The organism is Mesorhizobium sp. L-2-11, assembly GCF_016756595.1.
In the GTDB taxonomy this organism is placed as follows: Bacteria; Pseudomonadota; Alphaproteobacteria; order Rhizobiales; family Rhizobiaceae; genus Mesorhizobium.
In genome coordinates this window covers 4,529,462-4,552,971 of the sequence record NZ_AP023257.1, presented here as the reverse complement: position 1 = coordinate 4,552,971, position 23,510 = coordinate 4,529,462, and the positions used below count along the sequence as shown (strand labels likewise).

Here is a 23,510-nt window from a genome sequence, read left to right as displayed (position 1 = left end):
TGTCTCCTATCCATGTTGCGGCCGGCGCCGGAACGGGCGCGACAGCCGGCAATGATCCTTGACTGGAGACGGGCCGGGCGCCCTGGCGCGAAAACATGGGGTCAATTGGCCCGTTCACCAGCACGCTTTCATTCGGCTTTTTGGACGCTGAAATCCCGATCGGATTCTGAAAATTTTCCGATGTTTTGGCGACCGACCTCTTCCACGCTGGTCCATTGAAAGGTCGTTGAATTGGGCATCCGGGAAAAACCGGAGCACAGGTATGCCGGTGTTGACAGCAGAGAGTAGCGCTTGATATGTAATATCATTACATATGCGAACGACCGCGCATCATGGTGCGAGCCCAATCAAAACCATTGCGACGCGGTCGGCGGAAATCTACGGTGGAAAGGTGATGGTCCCCGAGTCGAAAGGCAAGGGGTGAAAAGGGAACACGGTGAGATCTTCGGATGGAGGCCGTGGCTGCCCCCGCAACTGTAAGCGGCGAGCAAAATCCGAAATGCCACTGGCCGGCAAGGCTGGGAAGGCTGGATGGCGCAAGGACCCGCGAGCCAGGAGACCTGCCATCAGCATGAGTTGACCGGACGGGGTGTGCCGGGAGGAGACGTGGACATCGGTTTGTCGGCCGGTTCGCTTCCTTCCGTCGCCATTGGAGAAAGTGACGGTAAGTGGACGCCTCCCAGCCTCTTCTTGAAGCGCGTGAACTGAACGCGACGGCGAATGGCCAGCGCCTGGTCAGTGCGGTCAGCCTTTCGGTGGCGGCGGGCGACCGCCTCGCCATCATCGGCCCAAACGGCGCCGGCAAGACGACGCTGCTGCGCATGCTGTGCGGTACGCTGCGGCCAAGCGCGGGAGATGTGAGGTTTGGCGGGCGCCGGCTGGAGACGTTCTCGGCCGCCGAGCGGGCTCTGCACATGGCTGTCGTCGGCCAGACCGATCAGCCTGATCCGCGGCTTGCCGTAATCGATTATGTCGGGCTTGGGCGGGTCCCGCATGCCGGCTTGCGACGCAGAAGCGAGCAACGCGACATCGTCGCCGAAGCGCTTCGCAGAACCGGCCTGCTGCCGCTGCTCGGCCGCACGATCGGCTCGCTGTCCGGTGGTGAGCGGCAACGCGCCCAACTGGCGCGCGCCATCGCCCAGGAGCCCAAAATCCTGTTCCTCGACGAACCGACCAATCATCTCGATCCGCGCGCCCGCAGCGAACTTCTTGAACTCGTATCGCAGTTTGGCATGACCGTCGTGGCGGTGCTGCATGATCTGTCGCTGGTCACGCCATTTGCCACCAGGGTCGCGGTGATGAACGCTGCCCGCCTGCAGGCGTTCGCCGGTCCGCGCGAGGCGCTGACCAAGCAGTTGATCCGCGAGATTTTCGGCGTCGACGTGCTTCGGCTGCGCCATCCGACCGAAGACCGCGAACTCACGGTGTTCGACGTTCCAAACCGTGCCTTCCCTGATTTAACCAAGGAGCAGCATTCGTGAAACGCCTGGCACTGTCTTTTACCTCCCTCCTGCTTGCCCAGACCGCCTTCGCTTTCCCGGTAACGGTCGACAGCTGCGGCACGCCGCTGACGTTCGACGCCGCGCCGAAGCGCGCCGTCATCCAGGATATGAACATGGCCGAGATGGCCTTCGCGCTGGGGCTGCAACCGTCGATCGTCGGCCTGACCGGCATCACCGGATGGTACAAGGTCGGTCCGGAATTCAAGGCCGAGCAGGGCGCGATCCCGGAACTTGCGCCAAAGTATCCGACGCTCGAAAATCTCGTCGCTGTCGAGCCCGATTTCTTTTTCGCCGGCTGGTACTACGGCATGAAGCCGGGCGGCGAGGTGACGCCCGATACGCTGGCCCCGCACGGCATCAAGACGCTGGTGCTGACGGAAAGCTGCGTCCATCTCGACACCAACCGCCCCGCCGCTTCGATGGACCTGCTGTATGGCGACATCGAAAAGCTGGGCAAGATTTTCGGCAAGGAAGCCGAGGCGAAAAAACTTGTTTCGGGCTGGAAAACGCAGCTCGCCGAAATCATGGCGAAGATTGGCGACCGCGAGGGAACGCGGGTGTTTCTCTACGATTCCGGCGAAGACAAACCGTTCACATCCGGCAAGTTCGCGATCCCCAACGCCATGATCGCCGCTGCCGGCGGCGACAACATCATGGCCGACATGCAGACGAGCTGGGGCAATACGGATTGGGAAACGGTCGCTTCCCGCAATCCGCAGTTCCTGATCCTGCTCGATTATCAGGACGGCGGCGGCTACAGGAAACTGCTCGAACTCCTCAAGGTCCATCCGGCGATGAAGGAGACCGATGCGGTCAGGAACGAGCGCTTCGTCGCGCTCCGCTATGCCGAGCTGACGCCTGGACCAGCCAACATCGAGGCGATCGCCAAGATCGCCAGGGCGATGCACCCGGAAGCCTTTTGAGCTTGCGCCACAGGGCATTCGAATTGGCCATGGCAGCAGGGGCAGCAGCGATCGCCGCTCTTGCTTTGCTGTCGATCGCCTATGGATCGACGGTCATAGCGTTGAGCGACGTGATTGCTGCGCTCGGACATGCGGCCGGACTGGACGGAAACCTCGTGCCCGGCCCGGTCGGCAATATCCCGGTTGCCAAGATCCCGGTTGCCAAGATCGTCGTGGATCTCAGGCTGCCACGCACGATCATGGCGATCTGTGTCGGCGCCGGGCTGGGCGTCATCGGCACGCTGTTGCAGACGGTAACGCGCAACGACCTCGCCGATCCGTTCCTGTTCGGCCTGTCCTCGGGCGCCGCGGCGGGTGCTGTTTCCGTCATCACCATTTTTGGTGATCATTTCGGCATCTGGACGTTGCCGGTTGCCGCCTTCACCGGCGGCATATTGGCGGCCGGCATCGTGCTGTTGCTGGTTTCGCGGGTGAGGGGGCAAGGACCCGAACGGCTGATACTGGCCGGGCTTGCCGTCTCTTTCATGTTCATCGCCCTGACCAACTATCTCGTCTTCGCCGGAGACCAGCGCGCCGCTCACTCGGTATTGTTCTGGACGATGGGCGGGCTCGGCCTGGCGCGATGGGACAATGTCGGGCTGGCTGCTCTTGGCGCGGGCACCATTCTTGCCTATGCGCTGTGGAACCATCGCAAGCTCGACGCTTTCCTGGCCGGCGAGAATGCTGCCGAAAGCCTCGGCGTGCCGGTTGTGCGGATGCGCAGGACGGCGTTTCTCGTCGCTGCCTTCTCAACGGCGATCCTGGTCTCGGTCGCAGGTGTCATAGGTTTCGTCGGGCTGATGATCCCGCATCTGTCCAGGTCCCTGGCCGGCCCGTTACATCTGCGCCTGATTGCAAGCTGCGCCCTGTTCGGAGCGGTGCTGCTGCTTGCCAGTGACCTTCTGGCGCGCACGCTGCTGCCGCCGCAGGAACTGCCGATCGGCATCATCACCAGTTCGGTCGGCGCTTTCTTCGTGGTCACCATGCTCATTCGCAATCGCCTTTGAGTTGCGGCCTCGGAGCAGATCAGCTGAGGGCGCGGCCAGTATCGGCATCGCAAGCTATCCAAGGATGGGGCCATTGCCGAGGGCGTCGAGACGGACGATCAGGTGGCCTTCCTGCGCAAGAACAACTATGGGTCGATCATGATCTCGTCAGCCGACGCGGCATTGTCGACGGCGCGGATTGGCCTTTGCCCGAATTGCTATCTGCCCAGGACAAGGCTCCAATAGCGCCGCGAGCTGTCGCGGCCGTCCCGCACATAGGCCAGGCCGAAGCGGGTGAAGCGCGGGTCGAGCATGTTGCGGCGGTGGCCGGCCGAATGCATCCAGATGTCGAACAGCTTCTGCTGATCGAAACGACCCTCGGCGATGTTTTCGGCGGCAGCACCGGCAATGCCGTTGCCCTTGACGCGCGAAGCAAATCCCTTGCCCCAGCCGGTCGAGTGGGTCATGCGGCCGCCGAGCGCCATATAGCCGGACTGCTGCAGGGCTGCCTGTTCGAGCTGACGGTCGGGGACAAGCGGTTCGAGGCCGGCTGAGGCGCGGATGCCCGCCAGCGTGCCGACGGCGGAGGCGGAGACCCCGGCGCCTTCGCCGGTGGGCAGCACGGTGGCGCAAGCGGCAAGCCCGGCCAGCGCGGCAAGGCCGGCAGCTCTGAGCAGCATTCGCCTGTTTGGCGTGCGGCGCATTTCGTCAGGGCGGGATTCTGGGGATGGTTGATTGGCGGTGCCGGTGAGCGTCATGCCTGCCTGACATAGCGGCAATAGTGGCTATTGCCGGGCAGGCGTTCAGAAATCTCGCTCGCGGCGTCCGTCGTCCCACTGGTGAATCCGGCGCGCGGTACCGAGACGGAATACCAGTTTGACCCATCGGTACCTCCAGCGGTGTGGCCTGAGAATGACTGCTTGTGCGCAATGTCGGCCGTAGAGGTCAGTCTTCCCGTTGCTTAGAGGCGCATGACTTCGGCGGCCACTGGAGGTCATGATTGCGAAGCGGACATCGACCGAGGCGGGATTGCTGCCGAATCGTCGTGTCGATAAACGTTGGGTAACTTTCTCCAAGTGCGAAGCCGTTGACCTGTTCCTAAATATATGCCCACCTCGTAACGAAGCGTTCGCTTACGCGTTGTATGATGGCACCGGGCAAATATGACCGGCCCAACAAAGGTGAGGAATGCCTAGCGTCAATCCCGACGTGCTGAAGTGGGCCCGCGAAACTGCGGGGCTTGACCTTGAAGGCGCAGCAAAAAGGCTGGGCCTCAAGGACACGCGTTCTGTCGCTGGTGCGGATCGTCTTGCGGCGTTAGAGAATGGCGATGGCGAACCGTCCAGGCCATTGCTCCTGAAGATGGCGAAAAACTACCGGCGCCCATTGCTTGCGTTCTATCTGTCCGCGCCGCCGAAGCGGGCTGAGCGTGGCGAAGATTTCCGCACCTTGCCAGCAGACTACGCTCGGCGCGACGAGGCCTTGGTTGATGCTTTGTTGCGCGAAGTCCGGGCACGGCAAGAGATGGTCCGCTCGCTTCTCGAAGTTGAAGATGAGGCAAAAAAGCTGCCTTTCGTTGGTGGCTTCGATATCAATGGCGGCCCCAAGGCACTCGCAAAGGAAATTGAGGGCACTCTCAGTTTCAACCTCGCTCAATTCAGGCGCGGTGCCCGAAATGATGCCTTCGCCTATCTGAGGGACCTCGCCGAACAAGTCGGTGTCTTCGTGTTGCTGATTGGGAACCTTGGGAGTCACCATAGCACCCTTGACGTAGAGCTTTTTCGCGGGGTTGCCTTGGCGGACCCTGTCGCTCCTTTCGTTGTCATCAACGATCAGGACAGTGAAGCAGCATGGGCTTTTACTCTGCTCCACGAACTGGCGCATATCTGGATCGGCCGCACGGGCATCAGCGGGGCAAATCCTTCCTCCGCGATAGAGGTGTTTTGCAACGACGTTGCTGGGCAAATCCTCATGCCTGAAGGCGAATCTGCACGTGAAGACGCTCTACGAGGCGCACCAACCGAACAAGTCGTCGCGAGAATAAGGCAACTCGCTGATGCTTGGCGCGTGAGCCATTCTGCAGTTAATTATAAGTTGTTTCGCGAGGGGTATATCTCGCGTGAGGTGTGGGCCGAGATCAGTGGTATCCTCCGTCGCTTTTGGCTTCAAAGCCGAGCGGCGACGCGAGAGCGAAATAAGGACAACGAAAACGGACCCGACTACTACGTTGTTCGTCGGCACAGGCTGGGTAATCGACTTGTGACCCTTTCCGGACGGATGCTTGCCGAGGGCGCTCTCTCGCCATCAATGGCAGGCAGAATCTTGGGAGTTAAGCCGACCAACGTTTATGCTTTGACGGGGGCGTCGGCTGCCGGCGCCTCTGGCCGCGCAGCCTGAGGGGGCAACGATTTATCTCCTCGATGCGAACGTCCTAATCACCGCCAAGAATTCGTACTACGCCTTCGATCGCGTGCCCGAGTTCTGGGAATGGCTATTGCATTGGGCTGAACGCGGTGCCGCCAAGATTCCTCTCGAAATCCTTGAGGAAATCGTTGGGGGGACCGATGACCTGGCTCAATGGCTTGGTGACAAAGACAATAGGAATGCGCTTTGCCTTGAAGAGGAAGCCGATGTTGGACGAGTTCAGGAAGTCTTAGCGAATGGTTATGGAAATGACCTCACAGACGCCGAAATCATCAAGATCGGACGTGACCCCTTTTTGATATCGTATGCCATGTTTGCCCCGGATGTCCGGACTGTCGTTACGACCGAAGTATCAAAGCCGGCAGCCGAACGTGCAAACCGTAGGATTCCTGATGTCTGCAATCAAATGCACGTCACGTGGGGCGATAGTTTCTTGCTCATTCGAGACCTCAATTTCTCGACCAAATGGCGTGATCGCATTTAGACCGTCGCTCGCTCCCCTTGTAAGAACGTTTCGAAAGCGGACTGGGCGCCGGCGACATTGCTGCAGGCGGTGCAAAAACCACGAGCGGTGTCAGGCCGGATTTTGGCGCCGTGAGCCGGCCACAAGGCGGTCCGAACGATCGTGGGCGACGACGCGTCTCGCCTCACCGCAAATTCCCCTGAGGCAACCGCGCCATAGCTTCGCAGTTTCCATAAGTCGCTTGCGGAAAAGACGCAACCACATCCACGTCATCGCGGTTGATGGTCTAGCCAGTCTTCGTCGGCACTGCACCGATAGGTCGTCGTTGTTCATGATGTGATCAGCATGACGTCCGCGCCTACGCACCTCTGGTCAGCGGCAAAGGAGTTACGCGATGGCCTGGAGGATCACCGACGAAGTTATTAATGCGCTGCAGCACTGCAGGCTAAAGGCGTATTTTCGACTGCGCGGTGAAAAAGGCATCAAATGCGGCTATGAGAAGTTGCTGATTGAGCAGCGCGCCAACGCGCAGCGCAACGCGATCGAAAAGATTCGGCGCGAATATAAAGAAACCGAGGTCGCGACTGAACTCAATGTGTCCTTGACCAATCTTCGCAAAGGGGCTGCGCTAATTCTTTGCGCTCGTTTGGAGGACGATCGCCATGCGATCGTCTTCGATGGACTTCGCAAGACCAATGGGCACTCAACGCTCGGAGACTTCCAATATCAACCGGTGATGTTTTGCGCGGCGACACAGGTTCGCGCCTCGGATCGTCAACAGCTTGCCGCGCGCGCCGTTCTTCTAGCGCGGGTTCAGGGAGCGTTTCCTGGCGGCGGGGTTATCTATAATGGGCGAAACAACACGAAGACGGTCATTCGTTTCGGGCCGACCCTGACGACTGCGGAAAACCTCCTCCGAGACGCCGAGCGCTTGCAACGGGCGGAAGGCCCGCCGAAGCTGCTGTTGAATGACCATTGCCACATCTGTGAGTTCCGCGACCGCTGCCGTGATCAGGCCATCAGGGAAGACAATCTGAGCCTCCTGCGTGGTGTCGGCGAAAAGACAATCAAGCGATACGCTCGTAAGGGCGTACTCACGCTCACCCAGCTAGCACATACCTTTCGGCCCCGACGCCGCGGCAAGCGGGCCGATGCTCCGCTCAGATTGCGCGACCACGCGTTGCATGCACTGGCCATTCGCGACCAAACGACCTACGTGCTTGGTGCACCGAAACTTCCGACCGGGTCCGTGCGGATCTACCTGGATATCGAGGGTGTCCCCGAAGAGGGCTTCACTTATCTGATTGGGCTCGTTGTTTGCGATGGCGAACGCGTTGAACGCCACTCGTTATGGTCCGATGACCGGAAAGGCGAAGCCGAAATATTCGCCCGGTTTCTCAATATTGTTGGGCGTTACGAAGCTCCGCGCATCTACTGTTTCGGAAACTACGAAAGCAGCTTTATCGCGCGCATGCGGCGCCAGGCCCGACGCAAAAGGAGCATTGACGCTGTTTTGAATATGCTAACGAACGTAGTCACGGTCATATATCCGCATTTCTATTTTCCAACTTATTCGAACGGTCTCAAGGAGGTTGCGGGCTACTTGGGCTGTCGCTGGACCGAGCCGGACGCATCCGGCATTGAGAGCATCGTCTGGCGTAAGAACTGGGAGAAGACCGGCGACGCGTTGTGGAAAACCAAGTTGATCGAGTACAACCTCGATGATTGCGAAGCACTACGCAGAGTCAGTGCTTTTTTGAGCGAGACACTGACTGGAAACACTGAGAGTAAACCTGGTATATTGCCGCGCGTGGCGCCCGTGGCGCAACTCGATAATCTGGCGCGTATCGTGACTTGGTCACAATTTGCGCATGCCGATTTCGCGTTCATCAACAAGCGTGCCTATTTCGACTACCAGAAACGCCACGTATTCATTCGAACGAAACCAGTGCGGAGGACACGAGGCGGCAAGACACAGCGCCGAAAGTGGCAAAACCGCGAATTGCGGGCGACACACCGAATGGAAATTACGGCAACACGCTGTCCCTTCTGCAAAAGCAAGCACATTACATCCATTGACGCGAAGCAACGGCCGAAGGGATTGCAGACGAGGCGCAAGCGCGCCTTCGATCTCGTCATCACACCGGGAGCGATCCGCCGGAAGGTGATTGAGTTCAGGGCGGTCGCTTATCATTGCACAAATTGTGAACGATGCTTTACTCCCGAGCGCTACGAGCGCCTTGCGCGACACTTTCACAACTTCATGAGCTGGTTCGCGTATCAGCACATCACGCATCGACTCGGGGGCAGGTCGCTCGGTGCGCTATTCTATGAGATCTTCGGCATCCGGGTGAACTCGTGGGAGTTCCTAACCTTCCGGCATTTGCTCGTCCGTCGTTATCGCAAGACCTTCAATATGCTTCTCAGGCAATTGATCACAGGGCCTGTGTTACATATTGACGAAACCGAGGTGAAATTGAAGGACGGTAGCGGTTACGTCTGGGTGTTCGCGAGTGAATCCGCCACCATCTACATTTTCCGACGCTCGCGCGAGGGAAATTTCCTGCGGAAGATGCTCAAAGACTTCAAGGGAGTGATAGTTACCGATTTTTATGCAGCCTACGACGGGCTCCCCTGTTTGCACCAGCGCTGCCTTATTCACTTGATGCGCGACATGAATCGCGCAATCCTCGACAATCCGTTCGATCAGGAGCTTCAGTCCATTACGGTGCCGTTTGGTGCCTTGTTGCGGTCAATCGTCGTCATAGTCGATAAGCATGGCCTCAAGCGCAAGTACCTAAGAGGCCACGCGAGGGCTGTGGCGGCGTTCTTCGATGCGCTTGCGGAGCACACCTACGAATCCGATGTCTCCAAAACTTTGCAGGAACGTCTACTCCACAATCGCGAGCGCCTGTTCACGTTCCTGCAACATGACGGTGTGTCGTGGAACAACAATCTGGCCGAGAACGCAATCAAACGCATCAGCGATTATCGGGAGGATGTCGGACGAAGCGTCAAAGAAGCAGGGCTTACAGAGCAGCTGATATTGTTGAGCATTTATCAAACCTGCCGTGTGAGAGACATAAGCTTCCTGAAATTCCTGCTGTCGCGGGAACGCGATGTGGACGCCTTTGCAACGAGCAAGCACCGCCGGCGACGCCCCTCGCGCATTGAGCTCTATCCGAAGGGCTTTTTGCCATCTTCGATCCTTTCACTTCGCAGAGAACGAGTTGCCACGACAGTCGCGGAAGCTAAGTGACCGCTTGGGTGGAAACGGACGAAAATCGCCCAAGTACTTTGGTCGAATCCGGCCGAACGGTTGAAGCGGAACGAACGGCGGCTTCCCGGCTCCGTCGACTTCAGAGCGGTCACGTCGCTTTGGCCCAGAACGCGACGTTAGAGTATCTGCTCGCCAATGCTGGCTCCTGGCGCTGCGCGCGCGTCCGGTATCCGACGATCTGGCTGTCCGCCAGTCGCTGGCATTCCTGCTCGCGTCGGACGGCCTTGCGGTCAGGCTGCACGAATCCGCCTCCGCCTTCCTGGAAGACGTGGAGGGTTCGGATTCCGGTTGCATCGTTACCGACGTGCGGATGCCGGGCATCGACGGCATCGAATTCCTGCGTCGGCTGAAGGCTCGTGGCTCGCTTCTCCCTGTGATCGTGATGACGGGCCACGCCGACGTGCCCATGGCAGTCGAGGCAATGAAGGAGGGCGCGATCGATTTCATCGAGAAGCCGTTCGACGACGACCTGCTCATCGCGACCATCCGCTCCGCACTTGGCCGCCGGACGAAGACCATCCACGATGGCGCACACGTCAGGGAGGCGGCGAGCCGGGTAGGATCGCTCACACAACGCGAACGCCAGGTCCTGGACCTGCTCGTCGACGGCAAGGCGAACAAGGTGATCGCGCACGAACTTGGCATCAGCCCGCGAACGGTTGAAATTTACAGGGCCAATGTCATGTCGAAGATGCAGGCGAAGAGCCTGTCCGAGCTCGTCCGGCTGGCGTTGTTGGCCGACCGCTCTGCTCAGTAGCCACACTGTAGGGGCTACCGCCGGTAGCCACATTGCTCTCGACAAGATCACTCCTGCTGCAGACCGCCGGCTATCTGGCAGACACTTGGCTGATCCCGGTATCGATCCAGGCACGCGTCTGTTCCAGAACTTCGTCCGAAAGCGCCGGATCATCGATGGCCCGGGCGAGGATCACTGCCCCCACCATCGCTGCCCAGCATCCGATCGCTGCGCGGCGTCTGTCTGCCGGATCCAACTCCGGTAGCGCCTTGCCGATATGGCCGATCTGCGAGCGAAGGCCTTCCGTCATGGCCGAGCGTGCAGCCGGGGTCTGATGGCGGATATCCGCAACAAGACCCGCCGTCGGGCAGCCACCGGCGGCGTTGTCGCGATGGCGGGGCGAAAGATAGGCTTCTGCATAGGCGCGAAGATCGGCCCCGGCGCCTGAGTCCGCGGCGAGCACATCGGCAAGCGTCTGCGCGATCAGGTCGTCCTTCGAGCTGAAATGGCCATAGAAGCCGCCATGGGTGAGCCCGGCGGCTTTCATCACCTCCGCCACGCTGACCGCGTCAAAACCCTTGGCGCGAAACAGCCGGCTGGCGACATCCAGGATTCGGCGGCGGTTCTCCGCCATCTGTTCTCGACTGACCTTCATCTCAAAATTCTCCGCCGGCGCCGTTGACATTTACATGATGATCATCATATTTAGCGGCAATCATGATGATCGTCATGAATATAGAGTCCGTCAGAGAAAAGAGCAATGCCATGACCACCATTCCGTCAGTCCTGATAACCGGCGCCTCCACCGGCATCGGAGCCGCCTATGCCGAGCGCTTCGCGCGCCGCGGGCACGATCTCGTGCTGGTTGCCCGTGACAAGGCACGAATGGAGGCCCTGGCGGCCCGTCTGCGTCAGGAAAACGGCGTGGCGATCGACATCATCCAGGCTGATCTTACGCAGCCTGCCGAGCTTGCAGCGGTGGAGACGAGGCTGCGCGATGACACCCGCATCGGCATCCTCGTCAACAATGCCGGAACGGCCATCGGCGGAAGTTTTATCGAGCAGAGCACCGACAACGTCGCGCGTCTCGTTGCGCTCAACACGACCGCGCTTCTGCGGCTAGCCAGCGCCATCGCCCCGCGCCTTGCGGCGGCCGGCGAAGGGGCGATCGTCAACATCGGCTCCGTGGTCGGCCTGGCGCCGGAGTTCGGCATGACGGTCTACGGCGCAACCAAGGCCTTCGTGCTGTTTCTGTCGCAGGGACTTAGCCTCGAGCTCGCCCCGAAGGGTGTCTACGTCCAGGCCGTGCTTCCCGCCACGACGCGAACGGAGATCTGGGAACATGTCGGCGCCGACGTCAACACGCTTTCCAACGTGATGGAGGTGGGCGACCTGGTGGATGCGGCGCTGGTCGGCTTCGACCGCCGCGAACCGGTGACAATCCCGCCGCTGCCCGATGCAGGGCAGTGGGACGCGCTTCAGGCCGCACGTCAGGCCATGCTTCCGAACTATGGCAACCAGCATCCCGCCGAGCGGTACCGCACCGTCGCCTGAGCATCAACGAAGCCATCTCGATAAGACCCTGCCGCGGCGGGGACAAACAAAGGTGACCTATGACGAGCACAACCCTGTTTGAGCCCTATACTCTCGGCTCGCTCACTCTCTCCAATCGTATCGTCATGGCGCCCCTGACGCGCAATCGCGCTGGCCCGGGCTTCGTTCCAGGCGATCTCGCCGCGCAATATTACGGCCAGCGCGCGTCGGCCGGCCTGCTGATTTCCGAGGCCACACAGATCTCGCAGCAGGGACAGGGCTACCAGGACACGCCCGGCATCTACTCGCAGGCGCAGATCGGCGGCTGGCGCAAGGTCACTGACGCCGTGCATGCCAGGGGCGGGCGGATTTTCCTGCAGCTCTGGCATGTCGGCCGCGTCTCGCACGTCGACCTGCAGGAGAACGGCGCCGCCCCCGTCGCGCCCTCGGCGATCCGGGCCGCGACCAAGACCTTCGTCGGCAACGGTTTTGTCGACGTTTCGGAGCCCCGTGCGCTGGAGCTCGATGAGCTTGCAGGGATCGTCAGCGATTTCCGGCAAGCAGCCGCGAACGCCATCGCGGCCGGTTTTGATGGCGTCGAGATTCACGGCGCCAACGGCTATCTGCTGGACCAGTTCGCCAAGGACGGCGCCAACCTCCGCGCCGACGCTTACGGCGGATCGGTCGAGAACCGCGCCCGGCTGATGCTGGAGGTTGCGACTGCGGTGGTCGAGGAGATCGGCGCCGAGCGCACCGGCATCCGGATTTCGCCGATCTCGCCCGCCAACGGCGTCTCGAGCAGCGCCCCCCAGGCGCAGTTCGACTATATCGTCGATCACCTTGACGCTTTGGGCATCGTCTACATCCATGTCGTCGAGGGCGCCACGGGCGGATCGCGCGATATCGCGCCGTTCGACTTCGGATCGCTGCGCCGGCGCTTCAACAACACCTACATCGCCAATAACGGCTATGACCTCGACCTCGCGGCGTCGCGGCTCGCCGAGGGGAAGGCGGATCTGTTCGCCTTCGGGCGCCCGTTCATCGCCAATCCCGATCTCGTGGAACGGCTGCAGACGCGCGCGCCGCTGGCCACGTTCGATCAGGCCACGCTCTATGGCGGCGGCTCCGCTGGCTACACCGACTATCCCGCGATCGCCGCTTCAAGCCGGCCATGAGCCATCGCAGCGCCGCGCCCGCGCGGCCATCCCACGTCGACAGCAGCGCCGCCGCCTTCGCCGGTGGCAGCACGGTGGCGGCAAGGCCGCCTGCCTGACATAAGCGCAATCCTGGCTGCGCCAAATAGACCGGGCGTGGATTGTTTCCACGCCCGATCAAATCAGCGTTTTGGCAGTTCAGGCGTTCGATATCCCAGCCAGCGGAGCGACCAGCGCGTCGTCTGCCACGGCTGCCCCCTCGAACAGACCGGCCCGTCAGCATCCGTATCCCGCGGCCGTGTCGAGACCAGATCCTTCAGAGAGCCACCGGCGCGCCACGCGCCATATAGCCGGCCTGCTGCATGGCTGCCTGTTCGAGCTGGGGATCAGGGAGAAGCGGTCCAAGACGGGTGAGGCGCGAGCTGACGGTTGGAGCGGTATGAGATGAGCGCCGTCGGGCCTTTGGCGCAAGAAATTGATCTCCACTGCACTGATCAGAGTGCAACTAGTCTCGCCCAATCAGTGTTTTGATCAGCGTCTCGGCAAGCCAGCTTTCGTATTCGTCTGAAGACCAACCCCGCTCCAACACGAGCATGCGATAGACGTCGCGGCCGGTATACATCCATAGGATGTCGCGCACGCGGGCCAAGCCGAGTTGGCGCGCGACAGCAACGGATGCGACGAGAAGCTTGGCACGCGCTTCCTGCAGCTTGAAGCGGACGGTCTCCAGCTCCGTCTCGATCGCCTTCAGCTCGGGAGACAGGGCCGAGACGCCGCGCATAAGGCCGATCTCCTCGCGTTCCGCATCAAGGATGACCCGAGAGATCGAGGCAGTAATACGCAGAATCTCCTCGGGGTCTCTCGCGTTCTCGGCCTGCCTGGCTATCTCCGCATAGCGCGGGCCGAAGAAGGAACGCTCGACCACGGCTCTTAAAATGCCGGTCTTCGACTGGAACAGGGCATAGACGGTCGGTGCCGAAACACCGGCGTCTGATGAGATGTCATTGATCGTGACCTTTTCCACTCCGCGCGCAGTAAAAAGCTCTTTCGCCACATCGAGAATGCGTTGGCGCGTGCCGGAAGCGCGCTCCGACCGCAGCCGTGCGTCGTAGCGCCTGCGGGTCTTTGAATTGTCATTCATATTGGATATAGTAAGCTATAACAAATATAGCCGCCAGATCATTGAATCAGTAGGCTGGACGGAGGGGCAGCATGATCGAGTTTGTGCCGATAAATCTCTGGGGGATCGGAACTGCGGTCCTCGCAGCCTGGGTTGTCGCTGGGCTTTGGTATTCGCCGCTGCTCTTCATCCGTCCGTGGGCCGAGATGTCGGGCGTCGACGGCGCGAAATTCGCCGCTGGCCTGCGGCGGGCAATTGCGGTCGACCTTGCCTCGTTTGCGGTCATGGCGTTTATCCTCGATCAGGTACTTCACGCCTGGGGCGCGCTGACGATCGTCTCGACCGTCCTCGGCACTTTCCTGCTCTGGCTCGGCTTCGTCGCTGTCACGCTGGTGCATTCGGTGACCTATGAGCACCGGCCTCTGCGCTATTATGCGATCAATGCCGGCTATCGCTTGGTCAGCATGGTGGCAATGGGCGTGATCCTGACCGTGTTGCGGTAACAAAGGCGCCTCACCCGGGAGGACGCGGAAGCGCCGCAACGCTTGTCGCCGTCGCTCGGCGGCCGCTCGAATGTCCGCTCTTTGAATATTCGCAGCCCGACTCTGCCGGTCTGCACCGATGACCCGCACTGGCTGCCTGGCGCCGCTCCTTTCGGTATCCGGCCCGGACGGCAGATCCAACCCAAGGCGGTTGTCAGCCTCGGGTGGCAGACGTCAGATTTTCCCCACTGCTTATTCCGCCGCCACCAGCCTTGTCTCCGGCGTCGATGAGACCCGGCCGGCCCGATCGTCCTCGGTATCTTCCCACCAGTCGCCCAGGGCGTCGATGAGCGGCACAAGCTTGGAGCCCGCTGCGGTGAGATCATAGTCGACGCGCAGCGGATAGCCGGCATGCGCCGTTCGCCGCACGATCCCGGCTTCCTCCAGCTTGCGCAGTTCCAGCGTCAGAATGCGGTGCGACACGGTCGGGTTGTCACGCCTCAGGTCGCTGAAGCGCTTGGTCCCGTCCTTGAGATAGTAGAGCAGCAAGGTAGGCCAACGACCGCTGAGCACACGCATGGCCTCTTCGATCGGGCAGCTTGAGACGACATCTTTCATGGCGCGTCCTGGTTACAAAATAGTGCGTAATTTACATGGGACGACCACCGTTTAGGGTCAAGCGTCGCTGCGCAGCGTGATCCCTAAACATGGAAGAGGACAAAGAAATGGAACCTATCCTCCTTTACGGCGTCCCGGCGGGAAGTTCGATGGGGCTCGTCGCTGCTTTTGAACGCCTCGGGCAGCCCTACCGCCTGTGCCGCGTCGACATGCTCACTGAAATGAAGAACGACGCCTATGCCCGCATCAACGGCCGTCAGGAAACGCCGGTGATGATCACCGACGAAGGCAGGGCGCTCACCGAGACCATGGCGATTGCCGCGTGGCTCGAAGCCCGCGACTCGCAACGTCGCATCAGCTTCGATCCGCGTTCGCCGGAAGCCGACCGGATGCATCAGTTGATGGCTTTCGTGAACACCGGTTTCACCGCCGCTTTCACCCCGCTCTGGGCTGCCTATGAAATGGAATCGGCCGAACCGGCCCTGCTGGCGACCTTGCGTGACTTTGGCCGCCAGGCCGTTGCCGAGCGCCACGACCGGCTTGAGGCGATGATCGGCGACACCGACTTTCTGGTCGGCGATCGCCTGACGCTTGCTGATACCACGCTGATCGGCGTGGCCCGTTGGGCGGAGTTCCACCAGGCGGTCGACGGAGCCGCCTATCCCAGGCTGGCGGCGCTGCGCCGCCGGATCGAAAGCGATCCGGACGTGCGATACGCGCAGGCCATCGAGGACGGCGAAACGCCGGCGGGTTCGGGTGCCTGCCTTGGCCACGTTCCGCTCGCCGAGGTGATTGAACGATTTGGTGCATAGCACGCGGCACGAACACGCCCTGTGCCGCGCCGCGCTTGCTCAACCCCACCCGATTCGCGACAAGCACATCGAATTCGGCTATCATGCCATCGCTCTTGAAGTGGCAGCTACGGGCGGCCATCCTGGCGGTGGCCGCTCCCTGAATACGGGAGAATGGGTATGGCCAGCTTTCATGTCATGTCGGATGCGCGTGGGATGCACGTGCAGCCAAGGGTGCGCCGCATCACCACGGCGGACCTGATGGATGCGCTGCGGCTCGGCGTCGAGGACTTTTGGGCGAAGCCATCGCATTACGTCTTCATGTGCCTGATCTATCCGGTGGTCGGATTGATCCTGGCGCAGTGGACGACATCCGGCGCCTACGCCATCCAGCTGCTTTACCCGCTGATGTCCGGCTTCGCCCTGCTTGGACCGTTCGCCGCGATCGGCCTCTACGAGATCAGCCGCCGCCGCGAGCTCGGCATGGACACGTCCTGGTGGCACGCGCTCGAGGTGCGCCACTCGCCGGCGCTGCCGGCGATCGCGGTCATCGGCATCATGCTGGTGGCGCTGTTCCTGCTCTGGCTGTTCACCGCGCAATCGATCTACACCAGCCTGTTCGGCGCTCAGCCGCCGGCCTCGATCGGTGGCTTTGTCCGTGAGGTGCTGACAACGCCCAAAGGCTGGACGCTGATCCTGCTCGGCAATGCGGCTGGCTTCGTCTTCGCCGCGATCGTGCTGGCGACGACCGTCGTCGCTTTCCCGCTGCTGCTCGACCGCGATGTCGGCGCGGTTTCGGCGATCGAGACCTCGGCACGGGCGGTGATGACAAACCCGCTGCAGATGGCGCTGTGGGGCCTGACGGTCGCCGTGCTGCTGGTCATCGGCTCGATCCCGCTGTTTGCCGGGCTCGCCGTCGTTATGCCCGTGCTTGGCCATGCGACCTGGCATCTCTATCGCAGGGTGGTCGAACCGGAGCGGGCGCAGCCGGACCGGCGGCCAATGTAGGGACGCGAGACGCAGAAGCTGCCGATCTCCCCCCAAGTGGGGGAGATGTCCGGCAGGACGGAGGGCGCTGTCCCGCCGGCCTCTTTAAGTCACCCACCCACCTCAGCCGACGATACGCAGGTTCGACAATTCGTTGGCGATTTCCTTGAAGTTGTCCGACAGCGTCGCCCCGGTCGCGTTCCAGAACAGCTTGGCCGGCTTGCTCGGATCGGTGGGATCCTTGCGGAAGCGCGAGTCCGAGGAGCAGGCCTTCAGCGCGTCGAGTGCTTTCTTGTCGCCGGCATCGGTGGTCGACAGGTCGAGCGCAACGGTCATGACGAGAACGTTCGATTTCTTCGCGTTGCCGCAAAGGGTCTGCATCTGCTCGTCCAGCGCGGCGGTGTAGTTGGCGCCGGTGTAGGTCGTCTTGCCGATGTCGGTGCTTGTGTTCATGAACAGGCGCGTCACGCTGCCAGACCCCGGATATGTCAGGCCGGTGTAACCATAAGCGGCGTAGGTCGACCTGTTGTTGGCATAGCCGCTGTCGCTGACGGCGCTGTAGGTATTGGCGCCGTCGGTCAGCACGATGACCACTTTGTCGTTGCCTCTTTCAGTGTTCGGCCGGCCCTCGGTGAAAGGTTCGTTGCTCGACACCGTCCGCCAGCCCCAGGCAAGGCCTTCCGGCACGTTGGTGTTGCCATTCGGCGCCATGGCGTCGATGGCGTTGTCGATCTCCTCTTTCTGGGCAAGCTGGGTCACGTCTTTGAGCGGCGTGATCGGGTTGGTCGTGCAGGACGAATTGGGGCCGTCGCCCGCGTTAGCCGACTTCGAACCGTAGGGCTTGACCAGAAAATATTTGCGCATGTCCGACTGCCGCTGCGATGCGGTTGGGCTGTCGGTGTAATAGGGCCAGTCGGCCCACCAGTTGTTGCCGTAACCATAGGACAGATAGGTCGCGTCGTTAGCGCCGTCGCGGTTGAAATCGAGCCACAGCGTGCCGGCCTCGTCGGGCGCAAACATCGGCACGAACAGCGTGGCAGGCGTGGCGGTGCTGGGCGTCGTGTCGTCGTTGTTGTAGGGGTACGGCCTCGCCTCCACGCAACCCTGCCAGCTCGCATAGCGGCTGGTGGTGTAGATATATTCCGGCGTGGTCCAGTGGCCGGTCCGGCAAGTGCCGTTTCTCCTGTACTCATCGCAGATATACTGCCTGCTGTTGGGTACTTCTTCCCGACCGGATTCGACCGTCATGTCGGCGAAGAGGCTGAAGCGAGTCAGTGGTTGATCCTCGGTATCGCCCCAGCCGGTGCCGCGTTTGTACCAGACGCCGTTGAGTTTTTCGGCGTATTTGTCCGGATTGTCGGCGGCGGTCATCTTCGTCCAGTCGAAATCCTCGTGCTGGATCGGGGAGATGCCGTCCTGGTCCATCCAGCTATCCAGGTCATGGGTGGGACCGACATTGACCGAAGCCGCGAACGGCACCAGGGAGAACTGCACCGGTTTGCTGACCTGCTTCATCTGCTGTGCCTGCAGCGCCAGCGTATCGACAAGCTGCTTGGCGGCAGTCTTCAGCAGGTCTATTCGCTTCTCCCCGGTGCCCGAACCGAGGTCGTTCATCGAGCCGGAATTGTCGAGCACAAGGGCGACTTCCAGCGTGTTCTTGAGGCGGATTTCCGAGCACTCCGTGAAAGTTGTACCGCCGCTGGTGGTCCCGCCGCCCAACAGCATGGCGGCGGCCGGCAGGAAATAGGGGTGATAGGTCAGGGCGCTGCACAGCTTCAACGTGCCGCCACCCGCATTGCTGTTGGGCAGCGTGACGGTAAGCGACGTGTTGGCCGGATCGACGGGGCCGAGATTGGTTTCGAAGAACGTCTTGGCATAGGCCCTGGCGGCGTCGTCGGTTGCGCCGGAGACGACCTGCTGTGCGGTGGCGAGACCGGCGGCGTCCAAAGCGTTCAACGTGGCATGCTTCTGGCGCAGCAGTTCCGAGTAATCGACGCTGAGCGCCACTCCGCCCATCAGCGGCACCATCGTGATGACCGTCATCAGCGTATAATTGCCACGCCGGTCCCTACCGAATTTTCGGATCATTGCCTTCAGCACCCAGCCAGAACCCCTAGTCGGCGAAAGATGCCATCAATCCTTAAATTTCCGATTGCTGAAACCCGTCCAAGGTCGGCACACTTTTTCAGAGCTCGTTAACCACGCCGGCGATGCCGGCATTTGCTGCGCGCGGCTGAACCGCCGCCGAAAGCCTGCAGAATGGGTGAAGCCTCGGCAAGAGCAGCTTGCGCGCTTGCCTTCGTCACTGCCAAGGCAATCCTGAAACCAGGGCAATCCCGAAACCAGAGCAATCCTGAAAACTGTGAAAGCTGGTGACAGGGTCAAGAGCTTCGGTTAATGCGAACCTGCCACGGCGGACCGTCGGCGGCGACGCTCGCAACCATCATGATTTGGGAAACGATATGGCGGACTCGCCCGATATCATCGGCTCGCTCGCGGATTTGTCGGGAGCCTATTGTGCCATCCTGTGCGACGTCTGGGGTGTGGTCCACAATGGCGAGCGGCATTTTCCGGCCGCGGCTCTGGCGCTGGCCACCGCGCGCGAGGCGAAGATACCCGTTGTGCTGATCACCAATTCGCCGCGCCGCAGCGCTGATGTGGTGGCGCAGATGAATTCGATCGGCGTTCCCTCTGTCGCCTATGACCGTGTCGTCACCTCCGGCGACGTGACCCGCGACCTGATCATGGAGGGGCCGCGAAAGATCTTCCACATTGGCGCCGATCGCGATTTCACGCTCTATGACGGGCTTGATGTCGAACTCGTCGAGGAGTTCGAGGCGTCCGGCGTGGTCTGCACCGGGCTATTCGACGACGAGGTCGAGAAGCCGGAAGACTACGCCGATCTTCTGCGACGGCTGCGCGCCAGGAACCTGCCCTTCATCTGCGCCAATCCCGATATCGTGGTCGAGCGCGGCGAGCGTATGATCTGGTGCGCCGGGGCCCTGGCCCGCGACTATGCCCAGCTCGGCGGGCGCACACTGATTGCCGGAAAACCTTATGCTCCGGTCTATGACGTCGCGATGAAGGAGATCGCCGACCTGCTCGGCCGCCCGGTCGAGCGCTCGGACGTGCTGGCTGTCGGCGACGGCATGATGACCGACATCAAGGGTGCTGCGGACAATGGCTTCGACGTGCTCTACGTGTCGGGCGGCATCCATGCCCGCGACTACGGCGATCCGCTACAACCGGATCCGGCCAGGCTGATCGCCTTCCTGGAGAGGCACGGCTACCGGCCGGTCGCGGTCATTCCGAGACTGCAGTAGGCTCGCTCGATGACGGAAGCCTCGAAATGACGCAAGCCTTCGAACGCGTTTCTGCAATCTCGCCGCTGCCGGCCCATTTGCGGGGTGGCGTGGTGGCGATCGGCAATTTCGACGGCGTGCACCGCGGCCACCAGGCCGTGCTCGAGCGCGCGCTTGCCGAGGCCCGCCGGCGCGGCGCGCCGGCTCTGGTGCTGACCTTCGAGCCGCATCCGAGAAAGGTGTTCCGGCCCGAGATACCGCTGTTCGTGCTGACGCCGCCGCCGATGAAGGCACGGCTGCTGTCGCATCTGGGCTTTGCCGCACTCGTCGAGCAGCCGTTCACGCGCGACTTCGCCGCGCTGTCGGCGGAAGCGTTCGTGACCGACGTACTCGACAGGAATCTCGGCATCATCCATGGCGTGACCGGCTTCGACTTTCACTTCGGCAAGGACAGGCAAGGCGGCCCGGCCTATCTGATGGCCGCCGGCGAACGCCACGGCTTCGGCGTGACCCTGGTCGACGCCTTTCGCGACGAAGGCGCCGAGGTGGTGTCGTCGAGCCGCATCCGCGCGCTGCTGTGCGAAGGCGCGGTGACCGAGGCGGCCGGCCTGCTCGGCTACCGCTTCACGGTCGAGAGCGAGGTGATCGGCGGCCAGCAGCTTGGCCGGACGCTCGGCTTTCCCACCGCCAATATGAGGCTTTCGCCGGAAGCCACTCTGAAGGAAGGGATTTACGCCGTCCGCTTCCGCCGCGCCGACGGCACGCTTCATGACGGTGTTGCCAGTTTTGGCCGCCGCCCGACCGTCGATGACAACGGCGCGCCGCTTCTGGAAACCTTCGTCTTCGACTTCTCCGGCGATCTCTACGGCGAGATATGCGCGGTTTCCTTCTTCGGTTTCCTGCGCGCCGAGGTGAAGTTCGACGGGCTCGACGCGCTGGTCGCGCAAATGAAACGCGACGAGGCCGAGGCGAGGGCGCTGCTTGCCGGCGTCAGCCCGCTTTCCGAGCTCGACGCGGCCGTTGCTTTCTAGAGCATGATCCCGAACCGAAGGTCAGCGAAGCAAAAAGTGGGAACCGGTTTTCGGACAAGACCATGCTAAGACAAGAACCTATTTTTTCAGCGCCAGGCCGATCGCAATGAAGGCCCAGCCCTGGAAGATCAGGTCGACGGCGAGAAACAGCCCCAGCACCCATACGCTGTTGACTGGCCAGCCCATGGCGATGATCAGGCCTGCCAGCGCGCTGATGACGCCGGCCGCAACCAGCCAGCCCCAGCCTTTTTCCGGTCTGTGCCTGTACCCGACCCAGGCCCTGAGCACGCCTGATGCGAGAAGGGCGACCGCCAGCAGGAAGGTCAGCACCGCCGAGGCCAGCAGCGGGTTGTAGAAGGCGAAGAACCCGGCGACTGCATAGAGAAGACCGCTGAGCAGCCAAAAAAAGAACCGGGTCCATGTCTTCACACCGAAGGCATGCATGATCTCGATGATTCCGGCCATCAGCATCAGCCAGCCGACGACGTAGATCGAGGCGACGGTGGCGATGAACAGATTGCCAAAGGCGATGCCGCCGAGGATCAGCAGCAGAACCCCGAGCCCGACGAACCATCCCCATTTCGCCCGCGTCTGACCGATTGCATCTTTCAAGGCATCGCCGTGCAGTGTCATCGCCCTTCTCCGTCAGTTACCTTTGCCGGCTTGGAAGGTAACGCTGACAGGCCTGCCGGTAAAGCGAGCAGGGTGCGAGCGCCACACCCCGAGCGATCGCTTGCCAGACGTGGCTAGACCCGAAGCGGCCATATATCAGACGGAATATTCGACCATGTGCGGCGGCAGTGCTAAAGCATGACAAGCGGCTTCCGGACGACCTGTCGTCCCCGTGCGTTCGCCGTGGCGCAAACGGAAAATTCTCCAGCGCTGGCCCAGCGCTGGCGTTGGCGTTTTATTTGGATGACGTAGGGCTGCTGATCCGCCCGTTTTTATGCTTGATGAGGGGAGGGAGCAATTGAGCGATGTGGACGAAAGCCTCGATCTGACGGAGATTAATGCCGTCCGCAGTTTGCTGACGTCAAAGCCACGACCGGTGGGCTGGGACGAACGCCGGGCACGGCTCGACGAGGTTGGTTCGGTCTGGCCGATTGCGGACGACATCAGATGCGAGCATGCGGTTTTCGATGGCATCGAGGGAGAGTGGTCGCTAGCGCCTGGGAGTGACAGCGATAAAGTTCTGCTCTTTTTCCATGGTGGTGGCTACTGCTCTGGCTCGCTCAAAAGTCATCGTCGAATGGTGACCGAGGCTGGTCGAGCAATGGGAATGCGCACCCTCGCGATCGACTATCGACGTGCACCGGAACATCCTTTCCCTGCGCAACATGAAGACGCACTCAGCGCATGGCGCTTTCTGGGGCGGCAGGGGATCGCGCCGAATCGCATCGTGGTTGGCGGCGACAGCGCGGGCGGCAACCTCACTTTGTGCCTGATCAGTATATTGTGCGCGGCAGGGGAGCGGTTGCCGCGATGTCTTTGGCTGGTCTCGCCCTGGACGGACCTTTCGATGTCCGGTGCGACACTGTCAACCAAGGACGCGATCGACCCTATCGTCCACCGGGCGTATTTGGAGGAACTGGCAACCGCCTATGTTCCCCCTGGCGTTGCTCGGCGCGATCCCCTGATCTCGCCGTTGTTTGCCGATCTGAGTGGATTTCCCCCAATGCTGATACAAGTCGGTTCGGCCGAGACGCTGTTGTCGGACGCAACTCGGCTCGCGCAAGCCGCTGGCGCGGCTGACGTCAAAGTAGGTCTCGAAATTTGGCCGCATATGATTCACGCCTGGCCGGTTTGGAATGCGGGATTGAGTGCCGGTCGCCGCACTCTTCACAGCGCGGGAAGCTTTGTCCGCGGATTTTTGTAACTCTTGGGTGAGCAGCCAGGGTCATACGGCTATTGCCAAATTCAAACAGCAGCCGAGACATTCCAGGATGGGAAGCGAGTTGGCAGCTGCTGGCGCATTTCCAGACGTCTTGATCGGGGACCTCGGCGGTCAGGACAATCGACGGCTATGCGGAACAGTACGACCAACGCCGCCGATGTTTCGGACATTAAGCCAAATTTTACTGAACTGGCGCCATGGCTTGTGAACGCTGGTTGTATCGCCGACCTGTCCGACTTATGGAG

General features: G+C 61.4%; 21 protein-coding genes and 1 riboswitch. Of the genes, 15 read left to right on the top strand and 6 right to left on the bottom strand.

Annotation, left to right across the window (positions count from 1 at the left end):
* Positions 1–378 precede the first annotated feature (378 nt).
* A riboswitch (cobalamin riboswitch) is annotated at positions 379–582 on the top strand.
* Positions 583–668: 86 nt separating this feature from the next.
* Genes JG739_RS21825 through JG739_RS21815 form a run of 3 tightly spaced genes read left to right on the top strand, consistent with a single transcriptional unit; the run spans position 669 to position 3,471 of the window.
* Positions 669–1,481 carry an ABC transporter ATP-binding protein gene (locus JG739_RS21825; protein WP_202363331.1) on the top strand — a complete coding sequence of 271 codons (813 nt, stop codon included), beginning with the start codon at positions 669–671 and terminating at the stop codon, positions 1,479–1,481.
* On the top strand, positions 1,478–2,425 hold the full coding sequence (locus JG739_RS21820) for an ABC transporter substrate-binding protein (protein ID WP_202363330.1): 948 nt from the start codon (positions 1,478–1,480) through the stop codon (positions 2,423–2,425). The genes JG739_RS21825 and JG739_RS21820 overlap by 4 nt, the downstream gene beginning before the upstream one ends.
* A 29-nt stretch (positions 2,426–2,454) precedes the next feature.
* Entirely contained in the window at positions 2,455–3,471 is a 1,017-nt protein-coding gene (locus JG739_RS21815; protein ID WP_244749511.1) for a FecCD family ABC transporter permease, read from the top strand.
* A 197-nt stretch (positions 3,472–3,668) separates the two neighbouring features.
* Here JG739_RS21815 and JG739_RS21810 read toward each other — a convergent pair whose 3' ends face one another.
* Positions 3,669–4,154, bottom strand: a complete 486-nt coding sequence (locus tag JG739_RS21810) for a CAP domain-containing protein (protein ID WP_244749969.1) — start codon at positions 4,152–4,154, stop codon at positions 3,669–3,671.
* A gap of 484 nt (positions 4,155–4,638) precedes the next feature.
* Here JG739_RS21810 and JG739_RS21805 point away from each other — a divergent pair, with 484 nt between their 5' ends.
* From JG739_RS21805 to fixJ, 4 genes are all read left to right on the top strand, one after another.
* Positions 4,639–5,847 carry an ImmA/IrrE family metallo-endopeptidase gene (locus tag JG739_RS21805; protein WP_202363328.1) on the top strand — a complete coding sequence of 403 codons (1,209 nt, stop codon included), beginning with the start codon at positions 4,639–4,641 and terminating at the stop codon, positions 5,845–5,847.
* Between the two features lie 73 nt (positions 5,848–5,920).
* The gene (locus JG739_RS21800; protein ID WP_446720511.1) at positions 5,921–6,358 is read left to right on the top strand and encodes a DUF4411 family protein; all 438 of its coding nucleotides are present in this window, start codon (positions 5,921–5,923) and stop codon (positions 6,356–6,358) included.
* Positions 6,359–6,731: 373 nt separating this feature from the next.
* Positions 6,732–9,596 (top strand): TM0106 family RecB-like putative nuclease, encoded by a 2,865-nt coding sequence (locus tag JG739_RS21795; RefSeq protein WP_202363327.1) that lies wholly within the window; start codon positions 6,732–6,734, stop codon positions 9,594–9,596.
* A gap of 166 nt (positions 9,597–9,762) precedes the next feature.
* On the top strand, positions 9,763–10,374 hold the full coding sequence (gene fixJ / locus JG739_RS21790) for a response regulator FixJ (protein ID WP_202367573.1): 612 nt from the start codon (positions 9,763–9,765) through the stop codon (positions 10,372–10,374).
* A 70-nt stretch (positions 10,375–10,444) separates the two neighbouring features.
* Here fixJ and JG739_RS21785 read toward each other — a convergent pair whose 3' ends face one another.
* Positions 10,445–11,008 (bottom strand): TetR/AcrR family transcriptional regulator, encoded by a 564-nt coding sequence (locus JG739_RS21785; RefSeq protein ID WP_202363326.1) that lies wholly within the window; start codon positions 11,006–11,008, stop codon positions 10,445–10,447.
* A gap of 110 nt (positions 11,009–11,118) precedes the next feature.
* On the opposite strand from JG739_RS21785, the gene JG739_RS21780 reads away from it, so the two are divergent.
* Together JG739_RS21780 and JG739_RS21775 are read left to right on the top strand one after the other, a co-directional pair.
* Positions 11,119–11,907 (top strand): SDR family NAD(P)-dependent oxidoreductase, encoded by a 789-nt coding sequence (locus tag JG739_RS21780; RefSeq protein ID WP_202363325.1) that lies wholly within the window; start codon positions 11,119–11,121, stop codon positions 11,905–11,907.
* A gap of 59 nt (positions 11,908–11,966) precedes the next feature.
* On the top strand, positions 11,967–13,061 hold the full coding sequence (locus JG739_RS21775) for an alkene reductase (protein ID WP_202363324.1): 1,095 nt from the start codon (positions 11,967–11,969) through the stop codon (positions 13,059–13,061).
* Positions 13,062–13,545: 484 nt separating this feature from the next.
* Here the strand turns inward: JG739_RS21775 and JG739_RS21770 are convergent, their stop codons facing one another.
* The gene (locus JG739_RS21770; RefSeq protein WP_202363323.1) at positions 13,546–14,181 is read right to left on the bottom strand and encodes a TetR/AcrR family transcriptional regulator; all 636 of its coding nucleotides are present in this window, start codon (positions 14,179–14,181) and stop codon (positions 13,546–13,548) included.
* 71 nt (positions 14,182–14,252) lie between these two features.
* Between JG739_RS21770 and JG739_RS21765 the strand changes: the two genes are divergently transcribed.
* Positions 14,253–14,663, top strand: coding sequence for a DUF1761 domain-containing protein (locus JG739_RS21765; protein WP_202363322.1), 411 nt, complete (start codon positions 14,253–14,255; stop codon positions 14,661–14,663).
* Positions 14,664–14,894: 231 nt separating this feature from the next.
* Here JG739_RS21765 and JG739_RS21760 read toward each other — a convergent pair whose 3' ends face one another.
* Complete coding sequence (locus tag JG739_RS21760; RefSeq protein ID WP_202363321.1) at positions 14,895–15,260, bottom strand: winged helix-turn-helix transcriptional regulator; 366 nt, start codon at positions 15,258–15,260, stop codon at positions 14,895–14,897.
* A gap of 107 nt (positions 15,261–15,367) precedes the next feature.
* Here JG739_RS21760 and JG739_RS21755 point away from each other — a divergent pair, with 107 nt between their 5' ends.
* Together JG739_RS21755 and JG739_RS21750 are read left to right on the top strand one after the other, a co-directional pair.
* Positions 15,368–16,072, top strand: coding sequence for a glutathione S-transferase family protein (locus tag JG739_RS21755; RefSeq protein ID WP_202363320.1), 705 nt, complete (start codon positions 15,368–15,370; stop codon positions 16,070–16,072).
* Between the two features lie 159 nt (positions 16,073–16,231).
* On the top strand, positions 16,232–17,059 hold the full coding sequence (locus tag JG739_RS21750) for a DUF2189 domain-containing protein (protein ID WP_202363319.1): 828 nt from the start codon (positions 16,232–16,234) through the stop codon (positions 17,057–17,059).
* Positions 17,060–17,161: 102 nt separating this feature from the next.
* Here the strand turns inward: JG739_RS21750 and JG739_RS21745 are convergent, their stop codons facing one another.
* Entirely contained in the window at positions 17,162–19,126 is a 1,965-nt protein-coding gene (locus JG739_RS21745) for a TadE/TadG family type IV pilus assembly protein (RefSeq protein WP_202363318.1), read from the bottom strand.
* A 374-nt stretch (positions 19,127–19,500) separates the two neighbouring features.
* Between JG739_RS21745 and JG739_RS21740 the strand changes: the two genes are divergently transcribed.
* Together JG739_RS21740 and JG739_RS21735 are read left to right on the top strand one after the other, a co-directional pair.
* On the top strand, positions 19,501–20,361 hold the full coding sequence (locus JG739_RS21740; protein ID WP_202363317.1) for a TIGR01459 family HAD-type hydrolase: 861 nt from the start codon (positions 19,501–19,503) through the stop codon (positions 20,359–20,361).
* A gap of 26 nt (positions 20,362–20,387) precedes the next feature.
* Positions 20,388–21,371, top strand: coding sequence for a bifunctional riboflavin kinase/FAD synthetase (locus JG739_RS21735; protein WP_202363316.1), 984 nt, complete (start codon positions 20,388–20,390; stop codon positions 21,369–21,371).
* A 78-nt stretch (positions 21,372–21,449) separates the two neighbouring features.
* Here the strand turns inward: JG739_RS21735 and JG739_RS21730 are convergent, their stop codons facing one another.
* Positions 21,450–22,004, bottom strand: a complete 555-nt coding sequence (locus JG739_RS21730) for an HdeD family acid-resistance protein (RefSeq protein ID WP_202363315.1) — start codon at positions 22,002–22,004, stop codon at positions 21,450–21,452.
* Positions 22,005–22,341: 337 nt separating this feature from the next.
* On the opposite strand from JG739_RS21730, the gene JG739_RS21725 reads away from it, so the two are divergent.
* The gene (locus JG739_RS21725) at positions 22,342–23,247 is read left to right on the top strand and encodes an alpha/beta hydrolase (RefSeq protein ID WP_244749510.1); all 906 of its coding nucleotides are present in this window, start codon (positions 22,342–22,344) and stop codon (positions 23,245–23,247) included.
* The last annotated feature ends 263 nt before the right edge of the window (positions 23,248–23,510 follow it).